This is a genomic window from Microbacterium sp. NPDC055903 (assembly GCF_053615555.1).
The window spans coordinates 604,427-631,415 of the sequence record NZ_JBSHCA010000001.1 but is presented as its reverse complement, the minus strand read 5'-3'; the positions used below and the strand labels follow the sequence as shown (position 1 = coordinate 631,415).

Annotated in this window: 22 protein-coding genes; 19 read left to right on the top strand and 3 right to left on the bottom strand. The window is 68.4% G+C overall.

From position 1 onward, the window contains the following. The first annotated feature begins 66 nt into the window (after positions 1-66). Genes ACWGJP_RS02915 through ACWGJP_RS02900 form a run of 4 tightly spaced genes read left to right on the top strand, consistent with a single transcriptional unit; the run spans position 67 to position 5,771 of the window. On the top strand, positions 67-1,365 hold the full coding sequence (locus tag ACWGJP_RS02915) for an ABC transporter substrate-binding protein (RefSeq protein ID WP_452328251.1): 1,299 nt from the start codon (positions 67-69) through the stop codon (positions 1,363-1,365). A gap of 58 nt (positions 1,366-1,423) precedes the next feature. Continuing rightward, positions 1,424-2,317 (top strand): carbohydrate ABC transporter permease, encoded by an 894-nt coding sequence (locus ACWGJP_RS02910; protein ID WP_452328250.1) that lies wholly within the window; start codon positions 1,424-1,426, stop codon positions 2,315-2,317. Then, entirely contained in the window at positions 2,314-3,177 is an 864-nt protein-coding gene (locus tag ACWGJP_RS02905) for a carbohydrate ABC transporter permease (protein WP_452328249.1), read from the top strand. Before ACWGJP_RS02910 ends, ACWGJP_RS02905 begins: the two co-directional genes overlap by 4 nt. Further along, complete coding sequence (locus ACWGJP_RS02900) at positions 3,177-5,771, top strand: family 78 glycoside hydrolase catalytic domain (protein WP_452328248.1); 2,595 nt, start codon at positions 3,177-3,179, stop codon at positions 5,769-5,771. The genes ACWGJP_RS02905 and ACWGJP_RS02900 overlap by 1 nt, the downstream gene beginning before the upstream one ends. A gap of 205 nt (positions 5,772-5,976) precedes the next feature. Here the strand turns inward: ACWGJP_RS02900 and ACWGJP_RS02895 are convergent, their stop codons facing one another. After that, a complete protein-coding gene (locus ACWGJP_RS02895) occupies positions 5,977-6,981 on the bottom strand; it encodes a LacI family DNA-binding transcriptional regulator (protein WP_452328247.1) in 1,005 nt (334 codons plus the stop codon). Between the two features lie 114 nt (positions 6,982-7,095). Here ACWGJP_RS02895 and ACWGJP_RS02890 point away from each other — a divergent pair, with 114 nt between their 5' ends. The 4 genes from ACWGJP_RS02890 to ACWGJP_RS02875 all read left to right on the top strand — a co-directional run bounded on the left by ACWGJP_RS02890 (position 7,096) and on the right by ACWGJP_RS02875 (position 12,139). Beyond that, entirely contained in the window at positions 7,096-8,967 is a 1,872-nt protein-coding gene (locus ACWGJP_RS02890; RefSeq protein ID WP_452328246.1) for a glycoside hydrolase family 127 protein, read from the top strand. A 67-nt stretch (positions 8,968-9,034) separates the two neighbouring features. Next, positions 9,035-10,315 carry an ABC transporter substrate-binding protein gene (locus ACWGJP_RS02885; RefSeq protein ID WP_452328245.1) on the top strand — a complete coding sequence of 427 codons (1,281 nt, stop codon included), beginning with the start codon at positions 9,035-9,037 and terminating at the stop codon, positions 10,313-10,315. A 55-nt stretch (positions 10,316-10,370) separates the two neighbouring features. After that, positions 10,371-11,294 (top strand): carbohydrate ABC transporter permease, encoded by a 924-nt coding sequence (locus ACWGJP_RS02880; protein ID WP_452328244.1) that lies wholly within the window; start codon positions 10,371-10,373, stop codon positions 11,292-11,294. Further along, positions 11,291-12,139, top strand: coding sequence for a carbohydrate ABC transporter permease (locus ACWGJP_RS02875; RefSeq protein WP_452328243.1), 849 nt, complete (start codon positions 11,291-11,293; stop codon positions 12,137-12,139). Before ACWGJP_RS02880 ends, ACWGJP_RS02875 begins: the two co-directional genes overlap by 4 nt. A gap of 18 nt (positions 12,140-12,157) precedes the next feature. On the opposite strand, the gene ACWGJP_RS02870 is transcribed toward ACWGJP_RS02875, so the two are convergent. After that, entirely contained in the window at positions 12,158-12,799 is a 642-nt protein-coding gene (locus ACWGJP_RS02870) for a TetR/AcrR family transcriptional regulator (RefSeq protein WP_452328242.1), read from the bottom strand. Positions 12,800-12,916: 117 nt separating this feature from the next. Between ACWGJP_RS02870 and ACWGJP_RS02865 the strand changes: the two genes are divergently transcribed. The 9 genes from ACWGJP_RS02865 to ACWGJP_RS02825 all read left to right on the top strand — a co-directional run bounded on the left by ACWGJP_RS02865 (position 12,917) and on the right by ACWGJP_RS02825 (position 22,317). After that, positions 12,917-14,203, top strand: coding sequence for an extracellular solute-binding protein (locus tag ACWGJP_RS02865; RefSeq protein WP_452328241.1), 1,287 nt, complete (start codon positions 12,917-12,919; stop codon positions 14,201-14,203). Between the two features lie 5 nt (positions 14,204-14,208). After that, the gene (locus ACWGJP_RS02860; protein ID WP_452328240.1) at positions 14,209-15,147 is read left to right on the top strand and encodes a carbohydrate ABC transporter permease; all 939 of its coding nucleotides are present in this window, start codon (positions 14,209-14,211) and stop codon (positions 15,145-15,147) included. Position 15,148: 1 nt separating this feature from the next. Next, positions 15,149-16,045, top strand: coding sequence for a carbohydrate ABC transporter permease (locus tag ACWGJP_RS02855; protein ID WP_452328239.1), 897 nt, complete (start codon positions 15,149-15,151; stop codon positions 16,043-16,045). 20 nt (positions 16,046-16,065) lie between these two features. After that, the gene (locus ACWGJP_RS02850) at positions 16,066-17,238 is read left to right on the top strand and encodes a glycoside hydrolase family 1 protein (RefSeq protein WP_452328238.1); all 1,173 of its coding nucleotides are present in this window, start codon (positions 16,066-16,068) and stop codon (positions 17,236-17,238) included. A gap of 93 nt (positions 17,239-17,331) precedes the next feature. Further along, positions 17,332-17,997, top strand: coding sequence for a DedA family protein (locus tag ACWGJP_RS02845; protein WP_452328237.1), 666 nt, complete (start codon positions 17,332-17,334; stop codon positions 17,995-17,997). Next, positions 17,994-19,067 carry a Gfo/Idh/MocA family protein gene (locus tag ACWGJP_RS02840; protein WP_452328236.1) on the top strand — a complete coding sequence of 358 codons (1,074 nt, stop codon included), beginning with the start codon at positions 17,994-17,996 and terminating at the stop codon, positions 19,065-19,067. The genes ACWGJP_RS02845 and ACWGJP_RS02840 overlap by 4 nt, the downstream gene beginning before the upstream one ends. 59 nt (positions 19,068-19,126) lie before the next feature. Continuing rightward, positions 19,127-20,251 (top strand): epoxide hydrolase family protein, encoded by a 1,125-nt coding sequence (locus ACWGJP_RS02835; RefSeq protein ID WP_452328235.1) that lies wholly within the window; start codon positions 19,127-19,129, stop codon positions 20,249-20,251. 120 nt (positions 20,252-20,371) lie between these two features. Further along, on the top strand, positions 20,372-21,196 hold the full coding sequence (locus tag ACWGJP_RS02830) for a sugar phosphate isomerase/epimerase family protein (protein ID WP_452328234.1): 825 nt from the start codon (positions 20,372-20,374) through the stop codon (positions 21,194-21,196). Next, positions 21,193-22,317, top strand: a complete 1,125-nt coding sequence (locus tag ACWGJP_RS02825; RefSeq protein WP_452328233.1) for a Gfo/Idh/MocA family protein — start codon at positions 21,193-21,195, stop codon at positions 22,315-22,317. The genes ACWGJP_RS02830 and ACWGJP_RS02825 overlap by 4 nt, the downstream gene beginning before the upstream one ends. 37 nt (positions 22,318-22,354) lie before the next feature. Here the strand turns inward: ACWGJP_RS02825 and ACWGJP_RS02820 are convergent, their stop codons facing one another. Further along, the gene (locus ACWGJP_RS02820; protein ID WP_452328232.1) at positions 22,355-22,954 is read right to left on the bottom strand and encodes a TetR/AcrR family transcriptional regulator; all 600 of its coding nucleotides are present in this window, start codon (positions 22,952-22,954) and stop codon (positions 22,355-22,357) included. 98 nt (positions 22,955-23,052) lie between these two features. Between ACWGJP_RS02820 and ACWGJP_RS02815 the strand changes: the two genes are divergently transcribed. Together ACWGJP_RS02815 and ACWGJP_RS02810 are read left to right on the top strand one after the other, a co-directional pair. Continuing rightward, positions 23,053-25,326, top strand: coding sequence for a beta-galactosidase (locus ACWGJP_RS02815; protein ID WP_452328231.1), 2,274 nt, complete (start codon positions 23,053-23,055; stop codon positions 25,324-25,326). A gap of 120 nt (positions 25,327-25,446) precedes the next feature. After that, positions 25,447-26,778 carry an ABC transporter substrate-binding protein gene (locus tag ACWGJP_RS02810; protein WP_452328230.1) on the top strand — a complete coding sequence of 444 codons (1,332 nt, stop codon included), beginning with the start codon at positions 25,447-25,449 and terminating at the stop codon, positions 26,776-26,778. Positions 26,779-26,989 lie beyond the last annotated feature (211 nt).

Genomic DNA, 26,989 nt, shown 5'->3' with positions numbered 1-26,989 from the left:
GTGTACTGTTTGGAGCGCTTCAAGTGTGTGATCAATGCGGCTCGCCCGTTTTCGAGGAGGAATTTCATGAAGCGCAACACAGCACAGCTCGTCCGGCGCGGTGCCGTCACCGCCCTGACCGGCGCCACCATCTTCGCTCTCACCGCGTGCGGTGGGGGCGGCGGGGCCAACGCGGGCTCCGATGAGCTCAGCCTGCTCATCAACGTCGAGAACACCGAGATTCCTGCCGTCCTCGAGACCCTTGCCGGCGACGTCTGTCTGGCCGAGGCCGAGACGCTGCCGCTCGCGGTCGAGACGGTTCCGCAGAGCAACCTCGACCAGCAGCTCCAGCTCAAGGCCGGCCAGGGCGACCTGCCGGTGCTCTATTCGGCCGGAAACGCCCCGGCGCTCACCCAGACTCTCGCCGACGCGGGGCACGTCGCCGACTTCGAGGAGCTGCTCACGGACCTCGACGTCATCGACAACGTCGAGCCGGCCGCGATCTCCACGATCGAGAACCTGTACGGCGGCTTCCGCGCTCTGCCGTTCGAGTACAACGTCGAGGGCATCTGGTACAACAAGGCGATCTTCGCCGAGCAGGGCATCGAGGAGCCGCAGACCTTCGACGACCTGGTCAGCGCCGCCGACACGCTGGCCGATGCCGGCATCCAGCCATTCTCCGCAAGCGGCGAGCAGGGCTGGCCGATCACTCGCCTGATCTCGAGCTACATCTTCCGCGACCTCGGCCCGGATGCCATGCAGAAGGTCGCCGACGGCGACGCGAAGCTGACCGACCCCGAGTACGTCGAGGCCGCCCAGGCCATCGCCGACCTCGGCGCCAAGGGCTACTTCGGTCAGGGGGTCGGCTCGATCGACATGGCCACCAGCGAGAACCAGTTCCTCAACGGCTCCGCGGCGATGTTCTACATGGGCTCGTGGTTCCTCAGCCAGGCCAACGACCCGGAGGCGAACCAGATCGGTGCGGAGAACGTCGGATTCATGCCTTTCCCGGGCGTGACCGGTGGTGCGGGCGACCGCTCGCAGCTCGCCGCGAACGTCGGTCTCCCCGTCACGATGAACGCCAACGCGGTCACCGAGGACACCGAGGCCTGGCTGAGCTGCATCACCGAGAACTACGGGAGCACCGCCCTCGCCCAGGAGAACCGCGTGTCCGGCTTCGCCCTGAACGAGGAGGTCACCGACGTTCCCGAGCTGACCCAGCTGATCCAGCAGCAGATCGCCGACACCGAGACCACCGTCCTGTGGTTCGAGGCGCTCTTCTCCGCCGAGGCCACCACCACCAGCCAGCGCAACGCCGCTCCGCTGGTGACCGGGAGCATCTCGGCCGAGGAGTTCATGTCGATGATCCAGGCCGACCTGGGCTGATACTCACCAACCGGGGCGGGCCGCGCATGGTCCGCCCCGGTTCGACACGGGAGAGAGAATGCAGAACGTACTGGGCGATCGCAAGGCGATCGCCATCATGCTCGGGCCGGCACTGGTGATCTACTCGGTCGTCATGCTCGTGCCGGTGATCTGGTCGCTCGGCTACACGTTCTTCGAGGGGAACGCGATCGTCGGCTTCGAGTTCGTCGGCGTCGACAACTTCGTACGTCTGATCGGCGACGCCGAGGTCCATGCCGCGCTGCTGTTCACGCTCCGCTACGCGCTGGTCGTGACGATCGGCCAGGTGCTGATCGGCTATCTCCTCTCCTTGCTGTACGTGTTCGTGCTCAAGCGGGCATCGGGAATCGTGCGCACCCTCGTCTTCTTCCCCGTCGTCATGCCGACCGTCGCGGTCGCGCTGCTGTTCCAGCAGCTGTTCTCGATCGCTCCGACCGAGGGCGTCGTCAACTCCCTGCTGTCCGGCATGGGCGGAGTGCCCGTCGACTGGTTCGGTGACGGCGCGAGCGCCTTCATCGTGATCGCCATCATGGACATCTGGCGCTCCATGGGCTTCTACGGCGTGCTGCTGTATGCAGGCCTCATCGACATTCCGGAGGACGTCCTCGAATCGGCGCGTCTGGACGGCGCCAGCGGTTGGAAGCTCATCCGCCACATCGTCGTCCCGCTGTCGGCGCCCGTGCTGATCTCATCGCTGATCTTCTCCATCAACGGCACGCTCAAGGTCTTCGACAGCGTCCTGGCGCTCACCAACGGCGGCCCCGGAACCTCGACGAGCCCGTTGACCATCTCGATGTTCGACAACGCCTTCACCTACGGCAACTACGGGTACGGATCCACCATCGCCATGCTGCTCACGATCGTGTGCCTCGTTGTCACGGTCTTCATCTTCCGGACAAACACCCGCACCGCGAAGAAGGGAGCCGCCGCATGAGCGCCTCGATCTCGTCATCCCGCCGTCGCACCGCGCGCGTCATGAGACGCATCCCGGTGTGGATCCTCGTCGCCGCGCTGCTCGTCGTGGTGGGCTACCCGCTGCTCTGGCTGCTCCTGGGGTCGTTCAAGACCCAGCGCGAGTTCCTCGAAGAGCCGACCTGGGCGCTCCCCCAGGAGTGGAACTTCGACAACTACGTCACCGCGTGGGACACCGCAGGGCTCGGCCAGTCGTTGCTGAACAGCGCGATCACGGTGCTCCCTTCGCTGGCGCTCATGCTGCTGCTGGGCACCGCCGCCGCCTTCGCGCTGGAGGTGCTCGTGTGGAAGGGCCGCGGCGGAGTCCTGATCGTCTTCCTCGCCGGAATCATGGTCCCGACCCAGATGATCCTGCTTCCGCTGTTCAGCACCTACTTCCAGCTGGGGCTGACCGGCACGCTGTGGCCGCTGCTCATCACCTACACCGCGACCGGCTTGCCGTTGACCGTGTTCCTCATGGCCACGTACTTCCGCGCGATCCCCCGCGAGGTCTTCGAAGCCGCCACACTCGACGGCGCCAGCATCTATCGGCAGTTCTTCTCGATCGCGCTCCCGATGATGCGCAACGGTCTCTTCACGGTCGGTCTCGTGCAGTTCTTCTTCTTCTGGAACGACCTGCTCATCGCGCTCACTTTCGCGAACTCAGGTGACCTGCGCACCCTCCAGGTCGGATTGCTCAACTTCAACGGACAGTTCGGCACCACGCAGTACGGACCCTTGTTCGCCGCCGTGAGCATCAACGTGTTCGCGTTGCTGTTTATCTACCTCATCCTCAACCAGAAGATCCAGAAGGGCCTCACGGCCGGAGCGGTCAAGGGCTGATGTCCGCCGCTGCCTCAGGAAGGAACCTCGTGCAGGTCACCGCTCCCCGTTTCGAGCACCTCGATGACGCCATCGGAGTCGGCACGCCCGCGCCGCGCGTCTCGTGGAAGATCGTCGCGGAGGAGGGGTGGACGCAGCACGGCTGGCAGCTCTCCTGCGACCGGGGCGGGGAATCCGTCGTCGCCGAGGGCTCCGGTCATGACCAGCTCCTCGTCGAGTGGCCGTTCGCGCCGCTGGAGTCGCGTGAGCGCGTCGACGTGCGTGTGCGCGTCCGCGGCTCCGACGGTGCGTGGTCGCCGTGGAGCGCGGCAGGCGTCGTCGAGGCTGGCCTGCTGGATGCTGAGGATTGGAGCGCCCGCCCGGTCGGCGCGGGCTGGCGCGAGGAACCGGACACCGAGCGCCGTCCGGCGCTCGTGCGCACGGCATTCCGCGTGGAGAAGCCGATCGACCGCGCGCGTCTCTACGTCACCGCGCACGGGCTCTATGAGGCGGAGATCAACGGCAGGCGCGTCGGTGACCACGAGCTCTCCCCGGGGTGGACAAAGTACGACGAACGGCTCGTCTACTGGACGTTCGATGTCACCGACCATGTGGCTCTCGGCGACAACGTCATCGGGGCTTGGCTCGGTGACGGCTGGTACCGTGGGCGGCTCGGCTTCAACGGCGGCTACCGTGATCTCTACGGCACCGATCAGGCGCTCATCGCTCAGCTCGAAGTGACGCACACGGACGGCACGCGCACGACCATCGCGACCGATGCGGACTGGGAGGCGGCTCTCAGCCCGATCCAGCTCTCGGGCCTCTACGACGGCGAGAAGCATGACGCCCGCGCGGAACTCGTCGGCTGGTCAGCTCCCGGCGCGCCCGGCGCCGGCTGGTCGCCCGTCGCCGTAGGCCATCGGGACCCGGTGACGCTCGTGGCTCCGACTCTGCCCCCCGTGCGCTGCACCGAGGAGCTCCTCCCGCAGACCGTCACGCGGGTGGACGCCACGACGCATCTGATCGACTTCGGGCAGAACCTCGTCGGCCGTCTGCGTGTGCGCGTGCGGGGTGACGAGGGGAGTGTCATCGCACTGCGGCACGCCGAGGTCCTCGAGCGCGGCGCGCTCGGCGTCCGCCCCCTCCGTCTGGCCGATGCGCACGATGTCCTCACCTTGGATGGTGGACCGGCGCGCACGTGGGAGCCGAAGTTCACCTTCCACGGCTTCCGCTATGCCACCGTGACAGGCCTCACGGACATCGCCGAGGGCGACGTCGTCGCACGGGTGCTGCACAACGACATGCGCCGCACCGGCTGGCTCGAGACCTCGAACTCCGATGTCGACCGCTTGCACGAGAACGTCGTCTGGGGAATGCGCGGCAACTTCCTCAGCATCCCGACCGACTGCCCCCAGCGCGATGAGCGCCTCGGCTGGACCGGCGACATCCAGGTGTTCGCACCCACCGCGTCGTTCCTCTTCGATTCGGCCGGATTCCTGGAGAACTGGCTGCAGGATGTCGCGCTGGAGCAGTTGCCGGACGGAACGATCCCTTGGTTCGTTCCCGTGGTTCCGGGCGGCCCGACATGGACGCCGATCAAGACGGGTGCCGTGTGGGGCGACGTCTCCGTGTTGACCCCGTGGACGCTGTACGAGCGCTTCGGCGACCTCGGCGTGCTCCGCCGCCAGTACGAGAGCGGACGCCGGTGGGTCGAGCGCATGATCCGACAGTCGGGGGACGCCCGTCTCTGGCACGACGCCCACCAGCTCGGCGACTGGCTCGACCCGGCGGCTCCACCGCACGACCCGGCCGATGCGCGTACCGATCGCTACCTCGTCGCGTCGGCGTACTTCGCGTTCACGACGCGTCGTCTGGCGGACATCGCGCGCCTGCTCGGCGAGGACGCGGACGCGGGGCGCTACGCGCGCGTCGCGGATGAAGCGCGAGATGCCTTCCGTGCGGAGTACACGGCCGGGGGAGGGCTGCTCACCTCCGACGCACAGACCGCCTACGCACTCGCGATCCGTTTCGGATTGCTGAGCGCCTCCGAGCAGGATGCTGCCGGAGCACGGCTCAGCGAACTGGTCGCCGAGGCAGGCAACCGCATCGCCACCGGTTTCGCCGGAACCCCGGTGATCAGTGATGCGCTGTCGTCGACGGGACATCTCGACACCGCGTACGATCTGCTGCTCGAGACCGAGTGCCCCTCGTGGCTGTACACCGTGCGCATGGGCGGGACCACGATCTGGGAGCGCTGGGACTCGATGCTGCCAGACGGCACCATCAACCCCGGCGAGATGACGAGCTTCAACCACTACGCGCTCGGCTCGGTGGCCGACTGGATGCACCGTGTGATCGGCGGGCTCTCGCCGGCCGCACCCGGATACCGCCGGATCGTCTGGGCTCCGCAACCCGGCGGCGGCCTCGATTCAGCACGCATCGCATTCGAGTCGCCGTACGGCCTGATCGAGGGCACATGGCATCGAACCCTCGAAGGCATCGAGTACGAACTCCGCGTGCCGACCGGAGTCGAGGGCACGGTCCTTCTTCCCGGAGCGGAGCCGTTCACCATCGAGTCTGGAGGGTGTTTCCGCGTCCTTCGACACGATGCGTGAGTGGGTGGTGCGACGTCGACTCGGCCGGTGACGTCTCTGACCTGAGAGGTCGACTTCGTGTGCGCTGCTCCGCCGTGTCTCCGAAGCGGCCTCCCGAAGTCATCAGCAATGGCGCGGGCAGACGGGGAAGGTCACCGAGTTGTCGAGCAGGATCATCAAGTAGCTCACCAGGACGACGGTGAGGATCGTGCGCTTGGACGGGGCCTCACACGGTGTCGCGCACGACGATGCGATGCGCCGCGATCTCGGAGGTCGGCCCGCCGGTCTCACCCGCGATGCGGGTCATCAGCAGCTCGACCGCACGCTCGGCGACCCAGCCGAGGCCGGAGTCGACCGTCGTGAGAGGAGGTGAGGCGAATCCCGCCTCCTCCACGTTGTCGAAGCCGATGACCGCCACTTCGGCCGGCACGGCGACCCCTCGTCCCTGAAGCGCGCTGAGCGCGCCCAGGGCGAGGGCGTCGTTGAGGCCGAACACGGCGTCGAACTCCGTCCCCGCGTCGAGGAGCCGGTTCACCGCGTCCGCGCCCGACGCGCGGGTCCAGGGGATCGGACCGGTCAGCAGCTGCGGGTCGATCGCGACTCCGTGATCGTGGAGCGCCGCGCGGAACCCGCGCGAGCGGAGCGAAGCTGCCGCCGGGGCGGTGCTCTCCTCGGCGCCGAGACCGACGATGCGCGTGCGCCCCGATGCGATGAGATGCGCGGTCGCGTCGTATGCGCCCCGCTCGTTGTCGACCGTGACGAAGTCGAAGCGACGGGAGTCGGCGCGGTCGCCGATGAGCACGATCGGGACGTCGGCGGTGGCGGCGGCGATGTCATCCGCACCGAGAGCCAGCGGGCCGAAGATGACGCCGTCGACGGAGCGGCCCTTGCCTCCGCGGAGCACGTCGAGTTCGTGCTCGCGCTCGCCGCCGGTCACCTCGACGAGGACGTTCACGCTCCGCCGCTGCGCGGCGGCCACCACGGCCTGCGCGAACTCGGAGAAGTACGGGTGCGCCAGCTCGGGGATGGCCAGCCCGATCGCGCCGGTGCGGCCCGAACTGAGGTTGCGGGCGGAGATGTTGATCTTGTAGTTCAGCTGCTCGACGGCATCCGCGATACGCGCCTTCGTCTCCTCTCGGAGATAGCGATAGCCGTTGAAGTAGTTGGAGACGGTCTTCTTCGAGACGCCGGCAAGGCGGGCGACATCTGCCATCGTCGGCGAGCTGTTCATGGATCCACCTTTCTGCGGAAGCCTGTTGCAAGTCTAGTACATCGGTGTACTATCACATTTAGTGCACCGGTGTACTACCGGCTGCCGACATCATTCCGCTCAATGAGGAGAACCATGGTCAGTGTTTCCGACGCGCTCGTCACGCCCGCCGCTCCGGCGCGCGCCACCGCATTCCGGCCGGTCGATCTGCGCCGGGTCCGGCTCGACGGAGGTTTCCTGGGCGACTGGCAGCGGGTCAACCGTGAGGGCACGATCCCGCACGTCATCGAGCGCCTCGAGACCACCGGGGTGCTCGACAACCTCCGCCGCCTCGTGGGGGAGAGCGACGCCGCGTTCCGTGGCCCGCTGTTCGCCGATTCCGACCTCTACAAGACGCTCGAGGCGATCGGATGGGAAGCCGTCCGAGGCGACGTCACCGAGTTCCTTCCGTTCGTGGACGAGTCGGCTCGCCTGCTCGCCGCGGTGCAGGAGGACGACGGCTACCTGGACAGCTACTACCAGGGCCCTCATGCCGGGCGGCGCTTCACGGACCTCCCGCAGGGTCACGAGATGTACAAGCTCGGCCATCTGATCCAGGCCGCCGTCGCGTGGGCGCACGCCGGGCGCGCCGACCTCTTGGGCATCGCGCTGCGGTACGTCGAGCTCGTGCACGAGACCTTCGGTGAAGGGCGCCGCGACGACATCGACGGCCATCCCGAGATCGAGACCGCGCTCGTCGAACTCGCGCGTCTGACCGGAGACGACCGGCACAGGCAGCTGGCGAAGCGGATGCTGGATCTGCGCGGGCACCGCACGATCGGTGAGGGGCAGTTCGGCGGCGCGTACTACCAGGACTACACGCCCGTGAAGGAGTCGCGCGAGGCGACCGGTCACGCGGTCCGTCAGCTCTACCTGCTCGCGGGCGCCACGGACGTCGAGCTGGATGAGGAGGATGCCGGATATCGCGATGCCCTCGACGCGCTGTGGACCAGCGTCCACGACCACAAGATGTACGTCACCGGCGGCCTCGGCTCGCGCCACCGGGGGGAGTCGTTCGGCGATCCCTATGAGCTGCCGGCCGACCGCGCGTACTCCGAGACGTGCGCGGCGATCGCCAACCTGCACTGGAACTGGCGGATGCTGCTGCTCGATGGCGACGCACGGTACGCGGACGAGATGGAGCGCGGGCTCTACAACGCCATCGCCGTCTCGACCTCGATCGACGGCAGGTCGTACTTCTACTCCAACCCGTTGCAGCTGCGATCCGGGCACACCCACGAGGAGGACGCCCCGTCGACGCGGCTCGACTGGTACTTCTGCGCCTGCTGCCCGCCCAACCTCGCGAGGCTGCTGTCCTCGATCACGGGGTACCTCGTCACCGAGACCGAGAACGCCGTGCAGTTCCAGCTGTACGCCGCGGGACGCTACGAGATCGGCGACGGAGTCACGGCGACGGTGGCGACGACGTTCCCGTGGGACGAGACGATCGAGATCTCGTTCGACGCTCCCGCCACCCGTGAGACGCAGCTTCGTGTCCCCGGGTGGGCGAGGGGTGCGACGGTCGCCGTCGATGGGGGAGAAGCGCGTCAGGTCGAGGCAGGATACGTCGCCGTGCCCGCCGGAGCGAGCTCCATCACGCTGGTCCTCTCCGTAGAGCCCGTCTTCGAGCGTGCTCACCCGTGGGTGGATGGATCGCGGGGAACGCTCGCGCTGCGTCGCGGGCCGATCTACTACTGCGTCGAGGAAGCGGATCTCGACGACGGCATCCGACTTGAAGACGTCGTCATCCCCCAGGAGCCGACCGCACGAGAGGCGGGTCACGACGATGTCCTCGGCGCCCCGGCGCTGGCGATCCCCGGTGCTCGTCGACGCGCCAAGGAGAACCGCCTCTATTCGGACACCGCGCGTGGCGAATCGACAGAACTCGGCGACATCCGGGCGATCCCCTACTTCCGGTGGGCGAACCGCGCCCCCGGAGCCATGCGTGTGTGGGTGCCGACCATCTGACACCCCCACGGCGGCCGTTCACCGGCCACCCTTCACCACAGAGAGACACAGAGAGAGGAACCACGCAATGAGGCGTCACCTGAAGCCTTTCATCGCCTTGGCGACCATCGCGGCCGTCGGTCTCGGCTTGGCCGGATGCTCGACGTCGGGAGCAGGCGGATCCGAGGACGGCGGAACCGTCACCATGTGGGTCCGTGACTCGCAGTCGCGATTCATGCAGCAGCTCGCGGATGCATTCAACGAGAGCCACGACACGCAGGTCGAGATCACCCTGATCACTTCGGGGGACTACGTGCAGAAGTTCGGCACGGCGGCGGCCGGCGGCGACGCACCGGACATCGCGTCGCTCGACCTCGTCTACGTGCCGTACTTCGCCTCGGTCGGGGCTCTCTCCGACATCGGCGAGCAGTGGAACAGCCTCGACTACAAGGACGACATGAGCCCGGGGCACATCGCCCAGGGCGTCTACGAGGTTGGCGTGTACTCGGTGCCGTTCACGGCCGATGTGTCCGCGATGTTCTACAACAAGGACCTCTTCGCCGCGGCGGGCCTCGATCCCGAGGCACCGCCCGCGACGATGGACGAGGTCAAGGCAGCGGCCGAGGCCATCGCCGCGACCGGCGACGGGAACTACGGCTTCGCGTTCTCCGGAGCCTGCGGCGGATGCAACATCTTCTCGATGGGGCCGTACGTCTGGGCGCAGGATGGCGACGTCCTCTCCGAGGACGGCCTGGATGCGAAGTTCGACAGCGCAGAGGTCACTTCCACGCTCGAGCTCTATCGCGAAATGTGGGAGTCCGGCGCGATGCCGGCCCTCGTGCAGTCCGACGGTGGCTCGAACGCCGGCGACGCCTTCAACCAGGGCAAGGTCGGCATCTACAACTGGGGCACGTTCTACCTCTCCTCGCTCGAGGAGGAGGCGACCTTCGACTGGGGCGTGGCCCCCATCCCGGGCGCTGCGGATGGGCAGATCGGCTCCTTCGCGGGAGGCGACAACCTGACGATCCCCGCCGGTGCGAAGAACCCGGACGGGGCGTGGGAGTTCCTGGAGTGGGCTACCGGTGAGGACGCGCAGGCCATCATCGCGGAGAACGGCGTGATGCCGACGCGTCTCGACCTGCTCGAGGACCTCTACATCTCGCAGGACCCGCGCTTCCAGGTGTTCGCGGATGCGCTCGAGGTCGGACGCGTGCCGTACAGCGTCATCGAGAACGAGATCATCAATGACCCCAACGGCGTCTGGTCGACCATGATCCAGGAGGCGGTCTTCGGCCCGGGCAGCGTGGCAGACGCGCAGGCCAAGGCGCAGGAGGCGGCCCAGGCGCTCCTCGACGAGGCCAACGGCTGACATCCGCGCGCAGGGGCGGCCCGCACCGGCCGCCCCTGTTCTTCCGGAGAGAGACATGACCGCACTTCGCAATGGCGCCGCACCGGCGCAGAACCGCACAGGTCGGATCGCCCGGCGACGAGGCAGGCTCGGGCTCGCGCTCAGCCTTCCCGCATTCGTCCTGCTCGGGATGTTCTTCGTCTGGCCGCTCATCCGCACCGTCGTGATGTCCATGCACGACTGGCCGCTTCTGGGCGAGCCCGAGTTCACAGGGGCGGCGAACTACCTCGCCGCCTTCCAGGACGCCAACTTCCTTCGTGCAGCCGGATTCACCCTGCTCTACACGGTGGTCATCACGCCGATCCTGATCGTCCTCGCCTTCGCGCTGGCCTTCCTCGTGAAAGGCGGCACGCGCGCGCACCGCTTCTTCCAGACGATCTACTTCCTGCCCGTCGTCATCGGTCTCGCATCGGGAAGCTACATCTGGCTGTTCATGTGGCAGTCCGACATCGGGCCCACCACGGTGCTGCTGGGAGAGCTCGGACTCATCGATCCGACGCGCAACTTCTTCGCGGAGTTCGGCTCCGCGTTCGCGATCGTCGTCGCGATGGTCACCTGGAAGGTCGTCGGTCTTCAGATGCTCCTGGTCCTCGCCGGCATCCAGGGGGTGCCCGAGGAGGTCAACGAAGCGGCGAGGATCGATGGTGCCGGCCCATGGCAGAGCTTCTGGCACATCACCGTGCCGTTGCTGCGGCCGACGCTCGCGCTCGTTCTCGTCTTCTCCGTGGCTGGTTCACTGCTGGCCTTCGACCAGTTCTACATCATGACCACCGGGGGCCCGGCGGGGTCGACGATCACCGCCGTCTTCGAGATCTACCGTTCGGGCTTCGTGCGGTTCGACGTCGGGTACGCCTCGGCCCTCTCCATCCTGCTCATGCTCGCCCTCGGTGTCGTCAGCGCCGTGCAGATGCTTCTTCTTCGGAACTCGGACAACTCATGACCGCCACGCTCTCCTCGACAACGCTCGTCGTCCTCCCCAAGGCCACTCGGCCGCCTCGACCACGACAGCGGATGCTGCCGCGCTTCGCCTGGTGGGTCATCAGCATCTGTTTGGCGGTGCTCTTCCTCTATCCGATCGGCGTCATGCTGTCGCAGGTCGGGCCGAACGACCTCGCGCAGATCTTCGATTCCAGCCGAGGTCTCAGCGTCTGGCAGAGCGCGGGGAACTCCGCGTTCGTCGCGCTGCTCGCCACCGGCACCGCCGTCGTGGTCAGCACATGTGCGGGCTATGCGTTCGCCAAGCTGCCCTACCGCGGCAGCAGGATCGCGTTCTTCGTCACGCTCGTGACGTTCATGATCCCGTTCCAGGCGATCATCACCCCGCTGTATCTCGTCCTCCGCGACATCGGCCTGCAGAACAACCTCGTCGGCGTGGCGCTCGTCATCGCGACGTTCAACCTGCCGCTGGGCATCTTCCTCATGCGCAACTCCTTCGCGGCGATCCCGTCCTCGCTCGAAGAGGCGGCCCAGATCGACGGTGCGACGGCCTTCGGGGCGATGTGGCGGGTGATGCTGCCCGTCGCCGTTCCCGGCGTCGTGTCGACCGCGCTGCTGTCCTTCTTCGGTGCCTGGAACGAGTTCTTCGCGGCGCTCATCCTCATCACCGACCAGAAGCTCTACACGCTGCCGGTGAGCATCGGCATCCTGTCCGCCGACGCGAACTTCCAGCTCGACTTCGGTCTCATGCAGACGGGTGTCGCGATCACGGTCATCCCCTGCGTCATCGTGTATCTGCTCCTGCAGAAGTACTACGTCGCGGGGCTGCTCAACGGGTCGCTCAAGTAGGAGCCTCGTCGGGCGAGGTCAGTCCTCGTCCGACTTCTCCCTGCCGGGTACCTCCAGCAGTCGCAGGAAATCCTCGAACAGCCCGACCATGTCGACGTTGTCCGGGTCGAGCAGCCACTGCAGCTGCAGGCCGTCCATCATCGCCGTGACGAGCTGACCGACCCTCATCGGGTCGAGGTCGGCGCGCAGCTGCCCCTCGTGCTGCAGACGGGTGAACGCGTCGTCGTCCTGGTGGCGCAGCTGTCGGTAGCGCTCACGGAACGACTCGTGGGCCGGATGCTGCGGATCGGTCGCCTCGGCCGACAGGACGACGTGCAGCGCGACCAGCCCGGGGGACTGGGCGTTTCGCGCGACCTGGCTGCGCATCGTCTCGACGAACGTCGCGCCGGCCGCCTCCGCCTCCTCGCGGCGGTGGAGGTCGATCTCGTCGCGCTCGGCGATTGTCGCAGCGAGCAGCCCGACCTTCGTGCCGAAGTGGTGCAGCAGCCCGGCATCCGAGATGCCCACCCTGCGCGCGACCTCGCGCAGCGATGTGCCGCGGTAGCCCTGCTCACCGAAGACGTCGACGGCCGTCTCGAGAATGGCTTTGCGCCGACGGTCGCCGCGCACGCGGCGCAGATCCGTCCGTGCGGGTGTCTCGGCATCCTGCTGGTCGCTCATCGCTCTCCTGGTTGCGCTCGATGTTCGCCACAGTCTATAGTCAACAAACTAAGCAAGCAGTTGCGAGGTTTGTTTCAGACCGGGATCATCACCCGGGAACTCAGCGAGGAGAACACCATGGACAAGAGGCGCACAGCACTCGCCGTCGGAGCGATCGGCATCGTCGGCATGCTCACGCTCGCCGGCTGCGGCCGCGCAGACGACGCGGACACCCCCTCCGAAGGCGACGCCGTGACGATCGACGACGCGCCGGCGACGGGGGAGATCACCGTCTGGGCGATGGGGGAGGAGGGCGAGAACCTTGAAGCATTCTCCGAGGCCTTCGTCGAGGAGAACCCCGACGCCGACATCACCGTGACGACGATCCCCTGGGCGGACGTCATGACCAAGTACCAGACCGCGGTCGCCGCAGGCACGGTGCCGGACGTGATCATGATCGGCTCTTCGTTCCTGCCCGCGATGGTCGCGGCCGGCGGGCTGGCGGCTGTGCCGGACGGCGTCGTCGACACCAGCACACTGAACGAGACGGCGGCCGAGTCGACCGTCGTCGACGGGACCTCCTACGCCGTGCCGTGGTACGTCGAGACGCGCGTGCTCTACTACCGCAGCGACCTCGCGCAGGCCGCAGGGCTCGAGGCTCCCACCACCTGGGACGAGTTCACGTCCTTCGCGCAGGGCTTCAAGGACGCGGGATCCGCATACGGCCTGCAGCTGCCGATGGGCGATGCCGAGGACTCCACGCAGGTCATCATGCCGTTCTACGCGCAGGCCGGCGGCGAGGAGCTCAACGATGCGGGCGACGCGTACGAATGGGATCACGACGCCCTCGTCGACGCGCTCGAGTACTACGGCTCGTTCTTCACCGACGGCCTCGCGCCCACGTCTGGCTACGGCGACTCGCAGACGGCCGCCTTCGTCGACGGCTCGAACCCGGCCTTCATCTCCGGCCCGTGGATGGTCTCGGTCCTGGAGGACATGGAGGACGCCGACTGGGTCGCCGAGAATGTGGCGACCGTCCCCGTGCCGGCCGGCGCCGACAACAACGAGTCCTACCTGGGCGGCGGTCACCTCGGCGTCTTCGCGGATGCCGAGAACGCCGACGGCGCATGGAAGTTCGTCCGCTGGCTCTCCGAGGCCGACACGCAGCAGGCCTGGTTCGACACCACCAGCGACCTCCCGGCAGTGACCTCCGTGCTCGCCGATGACAGCTTCGCCTCCGACCCGCGACTGTCCGTGCTCAGCGATCAGCTCGAGAGCACCTGGGCTCCGCCGTCGGTGCCGAGCTGGAACGAGATGTCCGCGTTCATCGAGACCGAGGCCGAGAAGGTCGCCAACGGTGCGAGCGCCGAGGATGCCGCATCCGCCATCGAGGCGGAGGCGGAGTCGCTCGGAACCGGCTGGTAAGCACCATGACGCTCGCCGCTGCGGGCACCGCTGGGCGGAACCTCCCCACGGGAGGGGGGTTCCGCCGTCAGCGGCGCAAGACCGCGCTCATCGCCTGGCTGTTCGCGCTCCCGTTCGTCGCGATCTTCGCGGTGTTCATGCTCGGACCGCTGCTCGGTTCCTTCGCGATGTCGTTCACCGACCTCGGGGTGAAAGATCTGCGCTCGCCGTTCGCGGTGAACTTCATCGCCTTCGACAACTTCGTCGAGGTGTTCCAGGACGAGCTGTTCGTGAAGTCGATCTTCAACACCTTCTACTTCGTCATCATCGGCATCCCCCTGACGATGGCGGCAGGGCTCCTGCTCGCGGTGGCGTTGAACTCGGGCATCGAGCGGTTCCGCAGCGTGTTCCGCGTCGGCTACTACACGCCCGTGGTCACCTCGATCGTCGCTGTCGCCGTCGTGTGGCGCTTCATCCTCCAGGACGCCGGCCTTGTGAACACCGTGCTGTCGTGGGTCGGCATCGATGGTCCCGACTGGCTGAACGATCCGGTGTGGGCGATGCCCTCGATCATCGTCATGGCGGTCTGGCGCAACATGGGCACCCTCATGATCATCTTCCTCGCGGGCCTGCAGGCCATTCCCCGGGAGCTGTATGAAGCGGCGGAGATGGACGGCGCGGGGACCTGGCGCCGGTTCACGGGCCTGACCATGCCGCTGATGCGCCCCACGCTCCTGCTCGGCGCAGTCCTGCTCTCCGTCGGATTCCTGCAGGTGTTCGAGGAGCCGTTCGTCATGACGCAGGGCGGCCCGCTGAACTCCACCCTGACGATCAGCTACTACGTCTACAACCAGTTCGGCTACGGCGACTACTCGCTGGCATCCGCTGCGGCCTACGTGCTGTTCGCGTTCATCGCGGCACTGTCGGCCGTGCAGTTCCGACTGCTGCGTTCGAAGGACAACTGACATGACGATCACGACTCAGACGGAGACCGGCTTCCGGTCCCAGGCGTCGGCCGCACCGACCGCCGGACGCCGGCGTCGGCGCATCGAATGGTCGCGTTCCGCGACCTACCTCGCCCTCACGATCGGGCTCATCTTCACGCTGATGCCCTTCATCTGGATGCTGCTGGGCAGCTTCAAGACGCAGGGCGAACTGCTGCAGCGACCGATCACGTGGTGGCCGGAGCAGGCGACGCTGGACAACTACTCCCGGTGGCTCACCCAGCTCGACTACGGACAGTTCTTCCTGAACTCGGTCGTCGTTGCCGTGGTGGTGGTCCTCGGCAACATCGTGTTCTGCTCGATGGTCGCCTACGCGCTGGCGAAGCTCGAGTTCCCCGGCAAGAAGGTGCTGTTCGGGCTGGTGCTGCTCACGCTCATGGTGCCCGGCGTCGTCACGCTCGTCCCGATGTTCGTGCTCGTCGCCAACATGGGCCTGGTCGACACCTATCCGGCGCTCATCCTTCCGTTCCTCGCGGGGCCGCTCGGCGTCTTCCTCATGAGGCAGTTCATCATGGGGGTTCCCGACGCGCTCCTCGAGGCCGCCCGCATCGATGGGGCGGGGGAGTTCCGGATCTTCCTGCGGATCGTCCTCCCGCAGTGCGGTCCGGCGATCGCGACGCTCGCCATCCTCACCTTCCTCGCCTCGTGGAACAACTTCCTCTGGCCGCTCGTGGTCGCTCAGGCGGAGAGCATGTACACCCTGCCCGTGGCGCTCTCGCTCTACTCGGTCGGCTCGAACGGTACCTATTACGGTCTGCTGATGGCAGGCTCCGTGCTCGTCGTGACGCCAATCCTCATCCTGTTCCTGTTCCTCCAGCGCTACTTCGTGCAGGGGATCGCCATGACCGGGCTCAAGTGAGCCCAGACAAGGACTCGTCCATGACCATGCTCACCTTCCCCGACGGCTTCTTCTGGGGTGCGGCGACCGCCGGGCACCAGATCGAGGGCGGAAACGTGAACAGCGACTGGTGGCCGCGCGAGGTCGCCCCCGGCACGGACATCCCCGAGCCTTCGGGGGACGCCGCTGACGGCTACCACCGCTACCGCGAGGACATCGCGCTACTGGCGCAGTCGGGGCTGAACACCTACCGCTTCTCGCTGGAGTGGTCGCGCATCGAGCCGGCGGAGGGAATGGTGTCCCGCGCGGCGCTGTCGCACTACCAGCGCGTCATCGACGCCTGCCACGAGGCGGGCGTGGCGCCTGCGATCACGATCTACCACTTCACGACCCCGCGCTGGTTCGCCGATGACGGGGGCTGGCGCAACCCGGCATCCGTCGACCGCTTCGCGCGCTTCGTGGAGACCGTGCTGCCGCTGCTGACCACGGCATCGCACGTGTTCACGATCAACGAGCCGAACATCCTCGCGATGATCTTCGCGGGGAAGGAAGGCAACCAGCAGATCCAGGCCGGGTCGCTGCCCGAACCGGATGCCGTCGTGACCGAGCACATCATCGCGGCCCACCGCAGGGCCGTCGAGCTCGTGCGCACCACCGGTCGCCCGGTGGGCTGGCCCATCGCGCCGCAGCAGTTCTACGCCGACCCCGGCGCGGAAGACGTGATGCGCGCATACGCCTATCCGCGGGAGACCATCTTCCTCGAGGCATCCCGCGGCGACGACTTCGTCGGCGTCCAGGCCTACACCCGCACGCGCATCACCGCCGACGGGCCGCTGCCGGCACCGGACGACGTCGAGCAGACCCTGACCGGGTGGGAGTACTACCCGCCGGCGATCGCCGAGGCCGCGCGTCTCGCCTACGACATCACGGGACTGCCGGTCTTCGTCTCGGAGAACGGAATCGCCACCGCCGATGACAGCCGTCGGATCGATTACACCCGCGGTGCGCTCGAAGCACTGCATCACGAGGTGGCCGCGGGGCTGCCGCTCATCGGCTATCTGCACTGGTCGCTGCTGGACAACTACGAGTGGGGCTCGTTCCGGCCCACCTTCGGGCTGATCGGCTGGGACAGGGAGACGTTCGAGCGTCAGCCCAAGCCGAGCCTGTGGTGGCTCGGCGAGGTCGCGAAGCGCGGCGCGGTGGAGAGCGCCTGACCATGGGCCAAGCGCCGCCCATTGGGTGAATCCTCGGGGAGCGCTTGCTAGCGTCGAAGGCATGACGTGCCGCCACGACGGAAGCAGCTCCGCATGACGTACACGGCCGAGTACGAGGGTCTGATCGGCTGGGTCCTCTCGCTCATGGACACGATGGGCGAGCTCGGCGTGGGCATCGCCGTCCTCCTGGAGACGTTCCTTCCGCCGATCCCCTCGGAGGCGCTCCTCCCCGGTGCGGGCTTCCTCGCCTTCGACGGACGCATGAACGTCTGGCTCGCGTGGGCGGCCGCGACGACCGGAGCGCTGCTCGGCGCGTGGGGCTGGTACGCGATCGGCGCCGCCCTCGGGCGCGATCGGACCAGGCGGTTCGTCGGGCGCGTGCCGCTCATGGACCACGACGATTTCGACAGGGCGGAGGCCTTCTTCCTGAAGTGGGGGAGGTGGGCCGTGCTTCTCGGGCGGTGCGTGCCGCTGGTGAGATCCTTCGTGTCGATCCCGGCGGGGATCGAGCGGATGCCGTTCGCGACGTTCACCCTGCTGACGGTCGTCGGCTCGGGCGTCTGGAACGGGATCTGGATCGGTCTGGGATTCGCCTTCGGGCCGGCGATCGAGTCGGTGCTCTCGACCTGGAGCGGCGTGCTCTCCGACATCGTCGTCGGCGTCATCGTGGTGCTGTTCGCCTGGTTCGTGATCGTCCGTGTGCGGCGGCTCGTCCGAAATCGCGGACCGCGCGGGAGCGACTTCGGAGACCCCGCATGACGACGCCGAGCAGCGTCGCGGTCGTCGGGGCGGGCTGGCGGGCGGAGTTCATCCTCCGTATCGCCGCATCGCTGCCCGAGCTCTTCGAACCCATCGGGGTCGTCGTGCGCGACCCGGCCAAGGCCGAGCGCCTGTCGAGCACGTGGGGGATCCCGACCTACTCGACGATGGCGGAGCTGCTCGCGCATCGTCCCCCCGACTTCCTCGTGCTCTGCGTGCCCAGGGATGCATCCGCGGAACTGATCGCGCAGGCCATCGCCGCCGACGTGCCCGTGCTCACGGAGACCCCGCCGGCGGAGACGATCGAGGGGCTGATCGCGCTGCACCGTTCGGCCGGTGGCGCGCGGGTCCAGGTCGCCGAGCAGTACCATCTGCAGCCGCTCATCGCGGCGCAGCTGTCGATCGCGCGATCCGGCGTGATCGGCGATGTGAGCGAATGCCGGGTGTCGATCAGTCACGGCTATCACGCGATCAGCATCATGCGTCGGATGCTCGGCATCGGATTCGAGGATGCGGAGATCCGCGCGCTCCGGTTCGAGGCTCCGCTCATGGGCGGGCCGGGCCGCGGCGGCGACCCCGAGGAGGAGCGCGTCGGCGTCGCCGAGACGACGATCGCCCATCTCGATTTCGGCGACCGGCACGGCGTCTACGACTGGGCACCCGCGCAGAACCGATCCTGGGTGCGGGCGACCCGGCTGCTCGCCCGCGGAGACCGCGGCGAGATCGATGGCCGGGACGTCCGCTACCTCGCCGACTTCCGCACACCGATCCAGTACACGATCCGGCGGGTGGATGCCGGTCACGAGACGAACTTGGAAGGGCACTTCCTGCGGGGGCTGATCGCCGGGGAACGATGGGTCTACCGCAACCGGTTCGCCCCGGCGGGTTTCATCGACGACGAGATCGCCGTGGCGGACTGCCTGGTGAAGATGTCCGACTACGCCAGGGGCGGGGACGCCTTCTACGGGCTCGCCGAGGCCTCGCAGGACCACTATCTCGGCATGCTCGTCGCCCGTGCGGCGGAGAGCGGCGACGTCGTCCGCTCCGAACGGCAGATCTGGGCGGAATGAGGTGGCTCCGCCCAGGAGTCGCCGTCTGCGGTGTCGGATGCCTGGAGTAGCTTTCCTGCATGAACACGCCGCAGTCGTTCACCATCCACGTCGATGACGACGTGCTCTCCGATCTGCACGTACGCCTCGACCGCTTCCGGCCGCTGCCGGATTCGCCGCGCCGTCCGGCGGCCGGGATGTCCGCCGACTACCTGGCCGAGCTCGTGGCGAGCTGGCGGGTGCTGGACTGGCGGGCCAGGGAGGCGTGGCTGAACCGGCATCCCCAGTTCCTCGTCGAGATCGAAGATGCCACGATCCACTTCGTGCACCGCAAGGCTCAGCGCGCTGATGCGCCTGCCCTGCTGATCATGCACGGCTGGCCGCACACCTTCGCCCTGCAGCTCGACTTCGCCGATCTGCTGCCCGACTTCCACGTGGTGGTGCCGAGCCTTCCCGGCTTCGCCTACTCGTCGGCCTACGGCGAGGGGGCACTCACCGAGCCGCGGATGGCCGAGACGATGCACCGGCTGATGACCGACGTGCTCGGCTACGAGCGTTACCTCACCTATGGCGAGGACGTCACCGCGAACGTGAGCGATCTGATCGCGGCCACCTACCCGGAGGCCGTGTCGGGGATCCTCGCCACGCACTCGCACTTCCCGCCGCACTCCGAGCGGGCGTCGCTGACGGACCCGGAGGAGGTCGCCTTCGTGCAGCGTCTGGAGCAGTGGGGCGGCCCGAACGGTGCATACGGCCATGTGCAGGGGACGCGTCCAGACACCTTGGCTGCGGCGCTCAACGACTCCCCGGCGGGACTGCTCGCCTGGATCGCCGAGAAGCTCGTCGAGTGGAGCGATACCCCACCCGGTGATCCCCGTCGGGTGGAGGAGCGCATCTCCCGCGAGCGCATCCTCACCGAGGCGATGATCTCCTGGACGACGCAGAGCATCGCCACCTCGTTCCGTCCCTACTACGAGGGCGATGGCGAGCCCGACACGATCCCGCCGGTCGAGGTGCCCGCATCGGTGCACATCCAGCGGCACGAGCACGACTACCCGGAGTCCTTCGCGCGCGGCTTCTACCGCGACCTGCGCACGTTCGAGCGTCTCGAACGGGGTGGCCACTTCGCGGCGGCCGAGGTGCCGGCGGATCTGGCCGAGCGGATGCGGGGCTTCGCCAGGGAGATCGGGGTGCTCGCGGAGTAAGGGCTGCACGCCCTGTTGCGGCAGATTTCGCAAGAACCTCCACCCGGAGGTTTCCTCTGCTATCGTGTCTGCGGGGCGGCGTCGCCGACCCCTCATCCCTGCCAGAGAAGGAAGGTCAACGTGGCCCTGCCAGAAGCATCGGTCCAGCTGTACACGCTCGCGGCGGAGTTCACCGCCGACATGTCGGGCTCGCTCGACAAGCTCGCCGCCATCGGACTGCGCAATGTCGAGGCGTTCGACTTCGTGCGTCGCCCCGATGAGATCCGGGCCGCGCTCGACGCGTCGGGCCTCGTCTCGCCGACCGGGCACGCCCCGCTGCTCTCGGACGAGCTGTGGACGCCGGACGGCTCCATCCCCACGCCCGCTCCCGAGGTCGTGTTCGAGGCCGCCGCGAAGGTCGGCCTGAAGACGGTCATCGACCCGTTCGTCGCACCGGAGCGCTGGTTCACGCTCGAGGGCGTCACCGACATCGCAGACCGCCTGAACGCGCTCGCGGACAAGGCAGCGGAGTTCGGCCTCTCGGTCGGCTACCACAACCACGCACAGGAGTTCGTGGAGAGCTTCGACGGACAGACCGCATACGAGCGCTTCATCGCCCTCACCGACGAGCGCGTCGTCGTCGAGCTCGACCTGTACTGGGCCCTCGTCGGAGGCCAGGACGTCACCGCCCTCGTCTCGCGCCTGGGTGACCGCCTCGCGGCCGTCCACGTGAAGGACGGCATCGCGCCCGCGAGCAACCCCTTCGCCCCGGGCGCCGAGTCCTTCGGCTCCGACACCCTCGACCAGCGCCACGCGGGCACCGGCGACGTGCCGCTCGCCGATGCGCTGCGCGCGGCGACCGCCCTGCAGTACGCGATCATCGAGTACGACAACGCCCCCGGCGACGTCTTCGCCGACATCGCGGCAAGCTACTCGTTCCTCATCGAGGGCGGGTTCGCCCGATGAGCGCCGTCGGAGTCGGCATCATCGGCGTCGGCGTCATCAGCGACACCTATCTGCAGAACCTGTCGTCGTTCCCCGATGTCGAGGTCCTCGTCGTCGGCGACCTGCTTCTCGACCGCGCCCAGGCGCAGGCCGAGAAGTACGGCGTGCCCGCGTTCGGCTCGGCGGAGGACGTGCTCGCGCACCCCGGCGTCGACCTCGTCATCAACCTGACGATCCCCGCCGTGCACATCGAGGTCTCCCGCGCCGCGATCGCGGCGGGAAAGCACGTGTGGACCGAGAAGCCGCTCGGTCTCGACCGCGACGGCGCAGCCGAGCTGCTCCGCGAGGCGGAGGCCGCCGGCCTGCGGATCGGCTCCGCGCCGGACACCCTGCTCGGCCCCGGCTTCCAGGCCGCGCGCCGTGCGATCGACAGCGGTGTCATCGGCCGCCCGCTGTTCGCACAGACGGCGTTCCAGACCCAGGGGCCCGACCTCTGGCATCCGAGCCCCGCTTTCCTCTTCGCGAAGGGCGCCGGCCCGCTGCTGGACATGGGACCGTATTACTTCTCCGCCCTCGTGAGCCTCCTCGGACCGGTCGACCGCGTCTCCGCCGTCGGCACGAAGGCGCGCGAAGAGCGCGAGATCCACACCGGCCCGAACGCGGGCACGACGTTCCCCGTCGAGGTGCCGTCGACGATCCAGATCGTGACCGCCTTCGAGCAGGGTGCCCAGGCGCAGAGCCTGCTGAGCTTCGACTCGGCTCTCGAACGTCACGGCGTCGTGGAGATCCACGGCACCGAGGGCACCATCGTGATCCCCGACCCGAACCAGTTCGCCGGACGCATCGCGTACGTCAAGCCGCTCGGTGTCATCCGCGACGGCATGAAGTTCGAGCAGGAGTGGATCGAGGTCTCGCACGAGGACATCGAGATCGGCCGCGGTCTCGGCGCCCTCGACATGGTCCGCGCCATCGCCGAAGGCCGCCCGCACGTCGCCTCCGGCGAGCTCGGATTCCACGTGCTGGACATCCTGCTCTCCGCCGAGGAATCCGCTGCGACGGGGCAGACCGTCGTCGTGCAGAGCACCGTGGCACCTGTGCCGCTGCTCCCGGAGGGCTTCGACCCCTTCGCCGCGACGCTCTGAGCGCCGCGATCCGCTGAGAGACCGCCTCCTGCGAGGGTCAGAGACCCCGCAGGAGGCGGTCGAGCATATCGAGCGCCGCCTCGTGCTCGACCGTCTCATCCAGCAGCCACTGGGTCTGCAGGCCATCGGATGCCGCGATCACGAGAGCTGCGACGAGGACGGGATCCAGGTCCGCACGCAGACGGCCGGATGCCTGCATCTGCGTCACCCGTCCGGCGATCTCCTCCCTGATCCGCGCGAAGCGGTCGGTCGCCCAGCGCTGCGCCGCGGGGTGGCCATCCTCCAGTGCCATCGCGACCAGCGTCGAGTACAGCTGCACGTGCCCGGGAATCTCCCGATTCGCCTCGGCCGAGAGCTTCATCGCCATCGCCGGTGTGGCATCCGCCGGCGTCTCCGCGCTCGGCAGGCGCTGCGATCCGGCGTACACCTCGACGAGGAGCTCTTCGAGCGATCCGAAGTAGTGGCTGAGCGCCGCGTGCGTCACGCCGACCTCCTGGGCGATCGCGCGAAGGCTGGTCTTCTGCGCGCCGCGCTTCGCGAACACCTCGATCGCCTTGTCGAGGATCTCCTGACGCCGGGCGATGCCCTTCGGATACCGGCCCTTCGGGCGCGGCGCATCGGCGGGGGAGTCGCTCATGCATCGATGCTACCGACCCCTGGCGGGCATCGTTTCGTCCAGGGGCGGACGCGATTCGTTCTGCTGCTCTCCCCTCGGGCCGCCCTAGCGTGGGAACCATGCCGTCGATGTCGCCCGCACCGCTCCGCATCCGCCTCCGCGACTCCCGTCCGCCGCTGATCGAGCCGGCGATGAGCAACGCCGAGGATCGCCATGAGCGGCTGCGCCTCACGAGCCGCTGGGTCGAGCAGGACGGCGTGCTCACCATCCCCGTGACGGGCGAGCTGCACTACAGTCGGATCCCGCGCCGGAGGTGGGAGGAGCAGCTGCGCCTCATGCAGGCATCCGGGCTCACCAGCATCTCCACGTACGTCTTCTGGATCCACCACGAGCGAGAGCGCGGCCTCGTCCGGTTCGACGGCGACCTCGACCTCGGAGCCTTCCTGGAGACCGCCGAGCGTGTGGGCATCGATGTGGTCTTGCGCATCGGCCCCTGGTGCCATGGCGAGGTGCGAAACGGCGGGCACCCGGACTGGGTCGTCGACGCGGTCGGCGATCGCGCCCGCACCGACGATGCGGAGTACCTCGACCTCGTCCGGGCCTGGTTCGGAAGGATCGCCGAGCACGCCGGGCCGTTCTGCGGGCCCGATCGCCCGATCATCGGCATCCAGCTCGAGAACGAGCTGCACGACGGGCCGGAGCACATCGCCACCCTCAAGGCGCTCGCACGCGAGGCGGGCCTGCACGCGCCGCTGTGGACGGCGACTGCGTGGGGCGGGGCGCTGCTGCCGAAGCATGACGTCTTCCCGGTCTACAGCGGCTACGCCGACGGCTTCTGGGCAGGGCAGGGCTCGGGGTGGGACGACAGCTTCCGGGACCACTTCCGCTTCACGCACGTCTGGGACGACCCCGGCGTCGGAGCGGACCAGCGCGATGACACCTCGTCGATCGTCGTCCGCCCCGTGGACCCGGAGTTCCCGCCCTCGACCTGCGAGCTCGGCGGCGGCATGGCGACGGCCTACCATCGCCGGCCGGTCACGACGGGGCAGGATGTCGCCGCGCTCGCGAACATCAAGATCGGCAACGGCTCGGCATGGCAGGGCTTCTACATGTACGCCGGCGGCGTGAACCCCGAGGACGGTCTGCAGGAGAGCCGGCGCAGCGGATACCCCAACGACCTGCCGCGCTTCGACTACGACTTCCAGGCGGCCTTCGGCGCCACGGGGCGCCCCGGCCCGCCGCTCTCCGCGCTGCGCGAGCACAACGCCTTCCTCGCGGCATTCGGCCCCTTTCTCGCCGGCGCGTTCAGTGCGCTTCCGGAAGACGCGCCCGTCGACGTCCACGACCTCGCGACGCTGCGCTGGGCGGTACGGACCGACGGCGCGAGCGGCGTCCTCTTCCTCAACACGCACCAGCCGCACGAGCCGCTCGGGCTGGTCGCCGGGGTGCAGTGGCGCATCCCGCTGGCCGGCTCCGACCTCGTGGTCCCCGATCGCCCGGTCGACATCCCCTCCGGCGTCGTCGGGCGGTGGCCGCTTCGGCTCGACGTCGCCGGCGTCCGCGTCGAATGGGCGACGGCCTCTCTGGCGGGGCTCGTGGGTGCGTCGGTGCCCACGCTGGTGCTCCGCGCCCACGATGGCGTCGCGGCCAGGGTGATGTTCGGCGCAGGATGCCGGATCCGGCGCGACGCGGATGCCATCGACGCGACCTCGCCGATAGAGCTCGCGCCCGGCGAAGCGGTCACCGTGGACGATGCCCTGCGCGTCCTCGTCGTCGACGAGGCGACCGCGGAGCGCCTCTGGTACGTGGGAGACGAACTGCTCGACACGGCGGACGCCGTCTGGCGCGAGCCGGGCGGGATGGTCGCGCGCGTTGAGCGTCCCACCGACGTTCGCCGATGGGACGGCCGTCGTTTCGTCCCGGTGCCTGCCGTGGCGATGGGGCCGCACGGGGTCTTCCCCGTCGGGGCGGAGCAGGTGCGGCGATGGGAAGAGCCGCCCGCCGGTTATGGCGCGGCGACGGGGCGTTCTACGGCACCGGACGACGCGCAGCTCGACGAGGTCGCCGCCGTCTGGAGACTCGAGATCCCGGCGTCGCCGAAGCGCGCAGCGGATGCGCTCGTCGAGCTCGTCCTGGACTGGGAGGGCGATGTCGCGCAGCTCAGGGCCGACGGTGTCGTGATCCGTGACAGGTTCTGGGACGGGCAGCCATGGCGGATCGATGTCACGGAGGTCCCCGAGGATGCGGTGCTGACCCTGCACGTGGCTCCGATCACCGCCCGCACGCCCGTCGATCTGCCGACCGCCGCCCGCGCGCGCGTCGACGAGGCGGGGCTGCTCTGCGGCCTGCGTTCGGCAGAGCTGGTGACCTCGACGCGGTGGATGCTGGGCTGACCGTAGGATCGTCCAGGCACTCCATGGCATCCGCCATGTGTTCGGCGGGCGCTTCGCCGTAGCCTCATCAGGCATCATCCGAGATCCCGGTGCTCGCACCGCATTGCAAGGGAGCAATCCATGTCCACACCCGCACGGAAGCGCCACAGCAGGGCAGTGCTTCTCGGGGCCGCAGGGCTGACCGCTGCGCTCGTCCTCTCCGGCTGCACGGCCGGCGCTGACGACGCGCCGCAGGCAGACGGCGAGCCCGTCGAGATCACGTTCCAGTCCTGGGTGCCCAACATCGACCGCGCCGTCGACGCCTTCAACGAATCGCACGACGACATCCAGGTCACCCTCGAGACCATCACAGCGGGCCCGGACGGCGGCTACGCCACCATGCTCGCTGCGGTCCAGGCGGGCAACCCCGCCGACGTCGTCCAGCTCGGCTACGACGTGATCCCCGACTTCCTCGTCAACGACGCCCTGGAGGACATCACCGAGTACGCGGCGGATTCCGCCGACCTCTTCGTGCCCTGGCAGTGGGAGACCGGCGTCTTCGGCGACGCGGTGTACGCAGTCCCGCAGGCGTCCGGCCCGCTCGGCCAGTTCTACCGCAAGGACATCTTCGACTCGCTCGGTCTCGCAGCGCCAGAGACCTGGGCCGACTACTACGAGGCGGCGAAGGTCATCCGGGCCTCCGACCCCGACCGCTACATCGCCGCGTTCGCGTTCAACCAGGCGCCGTGGCTGATCGGTCTCGCCCAGCAGGGCGGCGCCAACTGGTTCACCGCGGAGGACGACGCCTGGACCGTCGAGATCGACGGCGAGGAGACCCTCTCCGTCGCCGAGTTCTGGCAGAAGCTCATCGATGAGGACCTCGTCAAGGTCGTCGCCGACATGTCCAGCGAGTGGAACGCCGACATCCAGAGCGGCAACATCGCCACGTGGATCTCGGGCTCCTGGGCCGATGCGATCGTGCGCGGCACCGCGCCGGACACGGCGGGCAGCTGGGCCGTCAGCGCCGTCCCGCAGTGGGAGGCAGGCGAGAACGTGTCGGCGACCTGGGCCGGAGGCTCGGCCAGCGCCGTCCTGAAGGGCTCGGACAACCCGGAGGCTGCTGCCGAGTTCGCGCTGTGGCTGAACTCCGACCCGGAGAGCGTCAACATCCTCACCAACATCGGTGCAGGCTGGCCCGCCATCGCGGACACCAGTGAGATCACGGTGCTGCAGGACGACCCCGAGGTGTTCGCCTTCTACGGAGGACAGGACATCTGGGACGTCTTCGCCGAGTCGGATGCCGCGGTCGACACCTCCTGGTCCTGGCCGCCGCTGTCCTCGACCCTGTTCGCGACGCTGTCCGACAACGTCTCCGCCGCGATCGACGGCGGGACGCCGCTGGTGGATGCCTTCACCAAGACCCAGCAGGACATGGTCGCCGCGCTCGAAGAGCGGGGGATCGCGGTCAACTGACCGCATCCGCACCGAACACCGGGGTGGGGGGGGGGGCCCCCCCGGGGCCCCCCCCCCCCCCCCCCCCCCCCCCCCACCCCCCCCCCCCCCCCCCCCCCCCCCCCCCCCCCCCCCCCCCCGCCGCCCCCCCCCCCCCCCCGACCCACGCCCCGCCCGCCGCAACCCCGCCCGCCTCCAACGCCGCCGACACCCCCCCGGCGCAGCCCTCGGC

Bases quoted from the DNA above. Each gene is read 5' to 3' on its own strand.
- ACWGJP_RS02905 (WP_452328249.1), top strand. From the start codon at position 2,314: ATGAGCGCCTCGATCTCGTCATCCCGCCGTCGCACCGCGCGCGTCATG.
- ACWGJP_RS02845 (WP_452328237.1), top strand. From the start codon at position 17,332: ATGACGTACACGGCCGAGTACGAGGGTCTGATCGGCTGGGTCCTCTCG.
- ACWGJP_RS02810 (WP_452328230.1), top strand. From the start codon at position 25,447: ATGTCCACACCCGCACGGAAGCGCCACAGCAGGGCAGTGCTTCTCGGG.
- ACWGJP_RS02875 (WP_452328243.1), top strand. From the start codon at position 11,291: ATGACCGCCACGCTCTCCTCGACAACGCTCGTCGTCCTCCCCAAGGCC.
- ACWGJP_RS02885 (WP_452328245.1), top strand. From the start codon at position 9,035: ATGAGGCGTCACCTGAAGCCTTTCATCGCCTTGGCGACCATCGCGGCC.
- ACWGJP_RS02815 (WP_452328231.1), top strand. From the start codon at position 23,053: ATGCCGTCGATGTCGCCCGCACCGCTCCGCATCCGCCTCCGCGACTCC.
- ACWGJP_RS02850 (WP_452328238.1), top strand. From the start codon at position 16,066: ATGACCATGCTCACCTTCCCCGACGGCTTCTTCTGGGGTGCGGCGACC.
- ACWGJP_RS02840 (WP_452328236.1), top strand. From the start codon at position 17,994: ATGACGACGCCGAGCAGCGTCGCGGTCGTCGGGGCGGGCTGGCGGGCG.
- ACWGJP_RS02895 (WP_452328247.1), bottom strand. From the start codon at position 6,981: ATGAACAGCTCGCCGACGATGGCAGATGTCGCCCGCCTTGCCGGCGTC.
- ACWGJP_RS02865 (WP_452328241.1), top strand. From the start codon at position 12,917: ATGGACAAGAGGCGCACAGCACTCGCCGTCGGAGCGATCGGCATCGTC.
- ACWGJP_RS02825 (WP_452328233.1), top strand. From the start codon at position 21,193: ATGAGCGCCGTCGGAGTCGGCATCATCGGCGTCGGCGTCATCAGCGAC.
- ACWGJP_RS02880 (WP_452328244.1), top strand. From the start codon at position 10,371: ATGACCGCACTTCGCAATGGCGCCGCACCGGCGCAGAACCGCACAGGT.
- ACWGJP_RS02910 (WP_452328250.1), top strand. From the start codon at position 1,424: ATGCAGAACGTACTGGGCGATCGCAAGGCGATCGCCATCATGCTCGGG.
- ACWGJP_RS02860 (WP_452328240.1), top strand. From the start codon at position 14,209: ATGACGCTCGCCGCTGCGGGCACCGCTGGGCGGAACCTCCCCACGGGA.
- ACWGJP_RS02900 (WP_452328248.1), top strand. From the start codon at position 3,177: ATGTCCGCCGCTGCCTCAGGAAGGAACCTCGTGCAGGTCACCGCTCCC.
- ACWGJP_RS02855 (WP_452328239.1), top strand. From the start codon at position 15,149: ATGACGATCACGACTCAGACGGAGACCGGCTTCCGGTCCCAGGCGTCG.
- ACWGJP_RS02820 (WP_452328232.1), bottom strand. From the start codon at position 22,954: ATGAGCGACTCCCCCGCCGATGCGCCGCGCCCGAAGGGCCGGTATCCG.
- ACWGJP_RS02870 (WP_452328242.1), bottom strand. From the start codon at position 12,799: ATGAGCGACCAGCAGGATGCCGAGACACCCGCACGGACGGATCTGCGC.
- ACWGJP_RS02915 (WP_452328251.1), top strand. From the start codon at position 67: ATGAAGCGCAACACAGCACAGCTCGTCCGGCGCGGTGCCGTCACCGCC.
- ACWGJP_RS02890 (WP_452328246.1), top strand. From the start codon at position 7,096: ATGGTCAGTGTTTCCGACGCGCTCGTCACGCCCGCCGCTCCGGCGCGC.
- ACWGJP_RS02835 (WP_452328235.1), top strand. From the start codon at position 19,127: ATGAACACGCCGCAGTCGTTCACCATCCACGTCGATGACGACGTGCTC.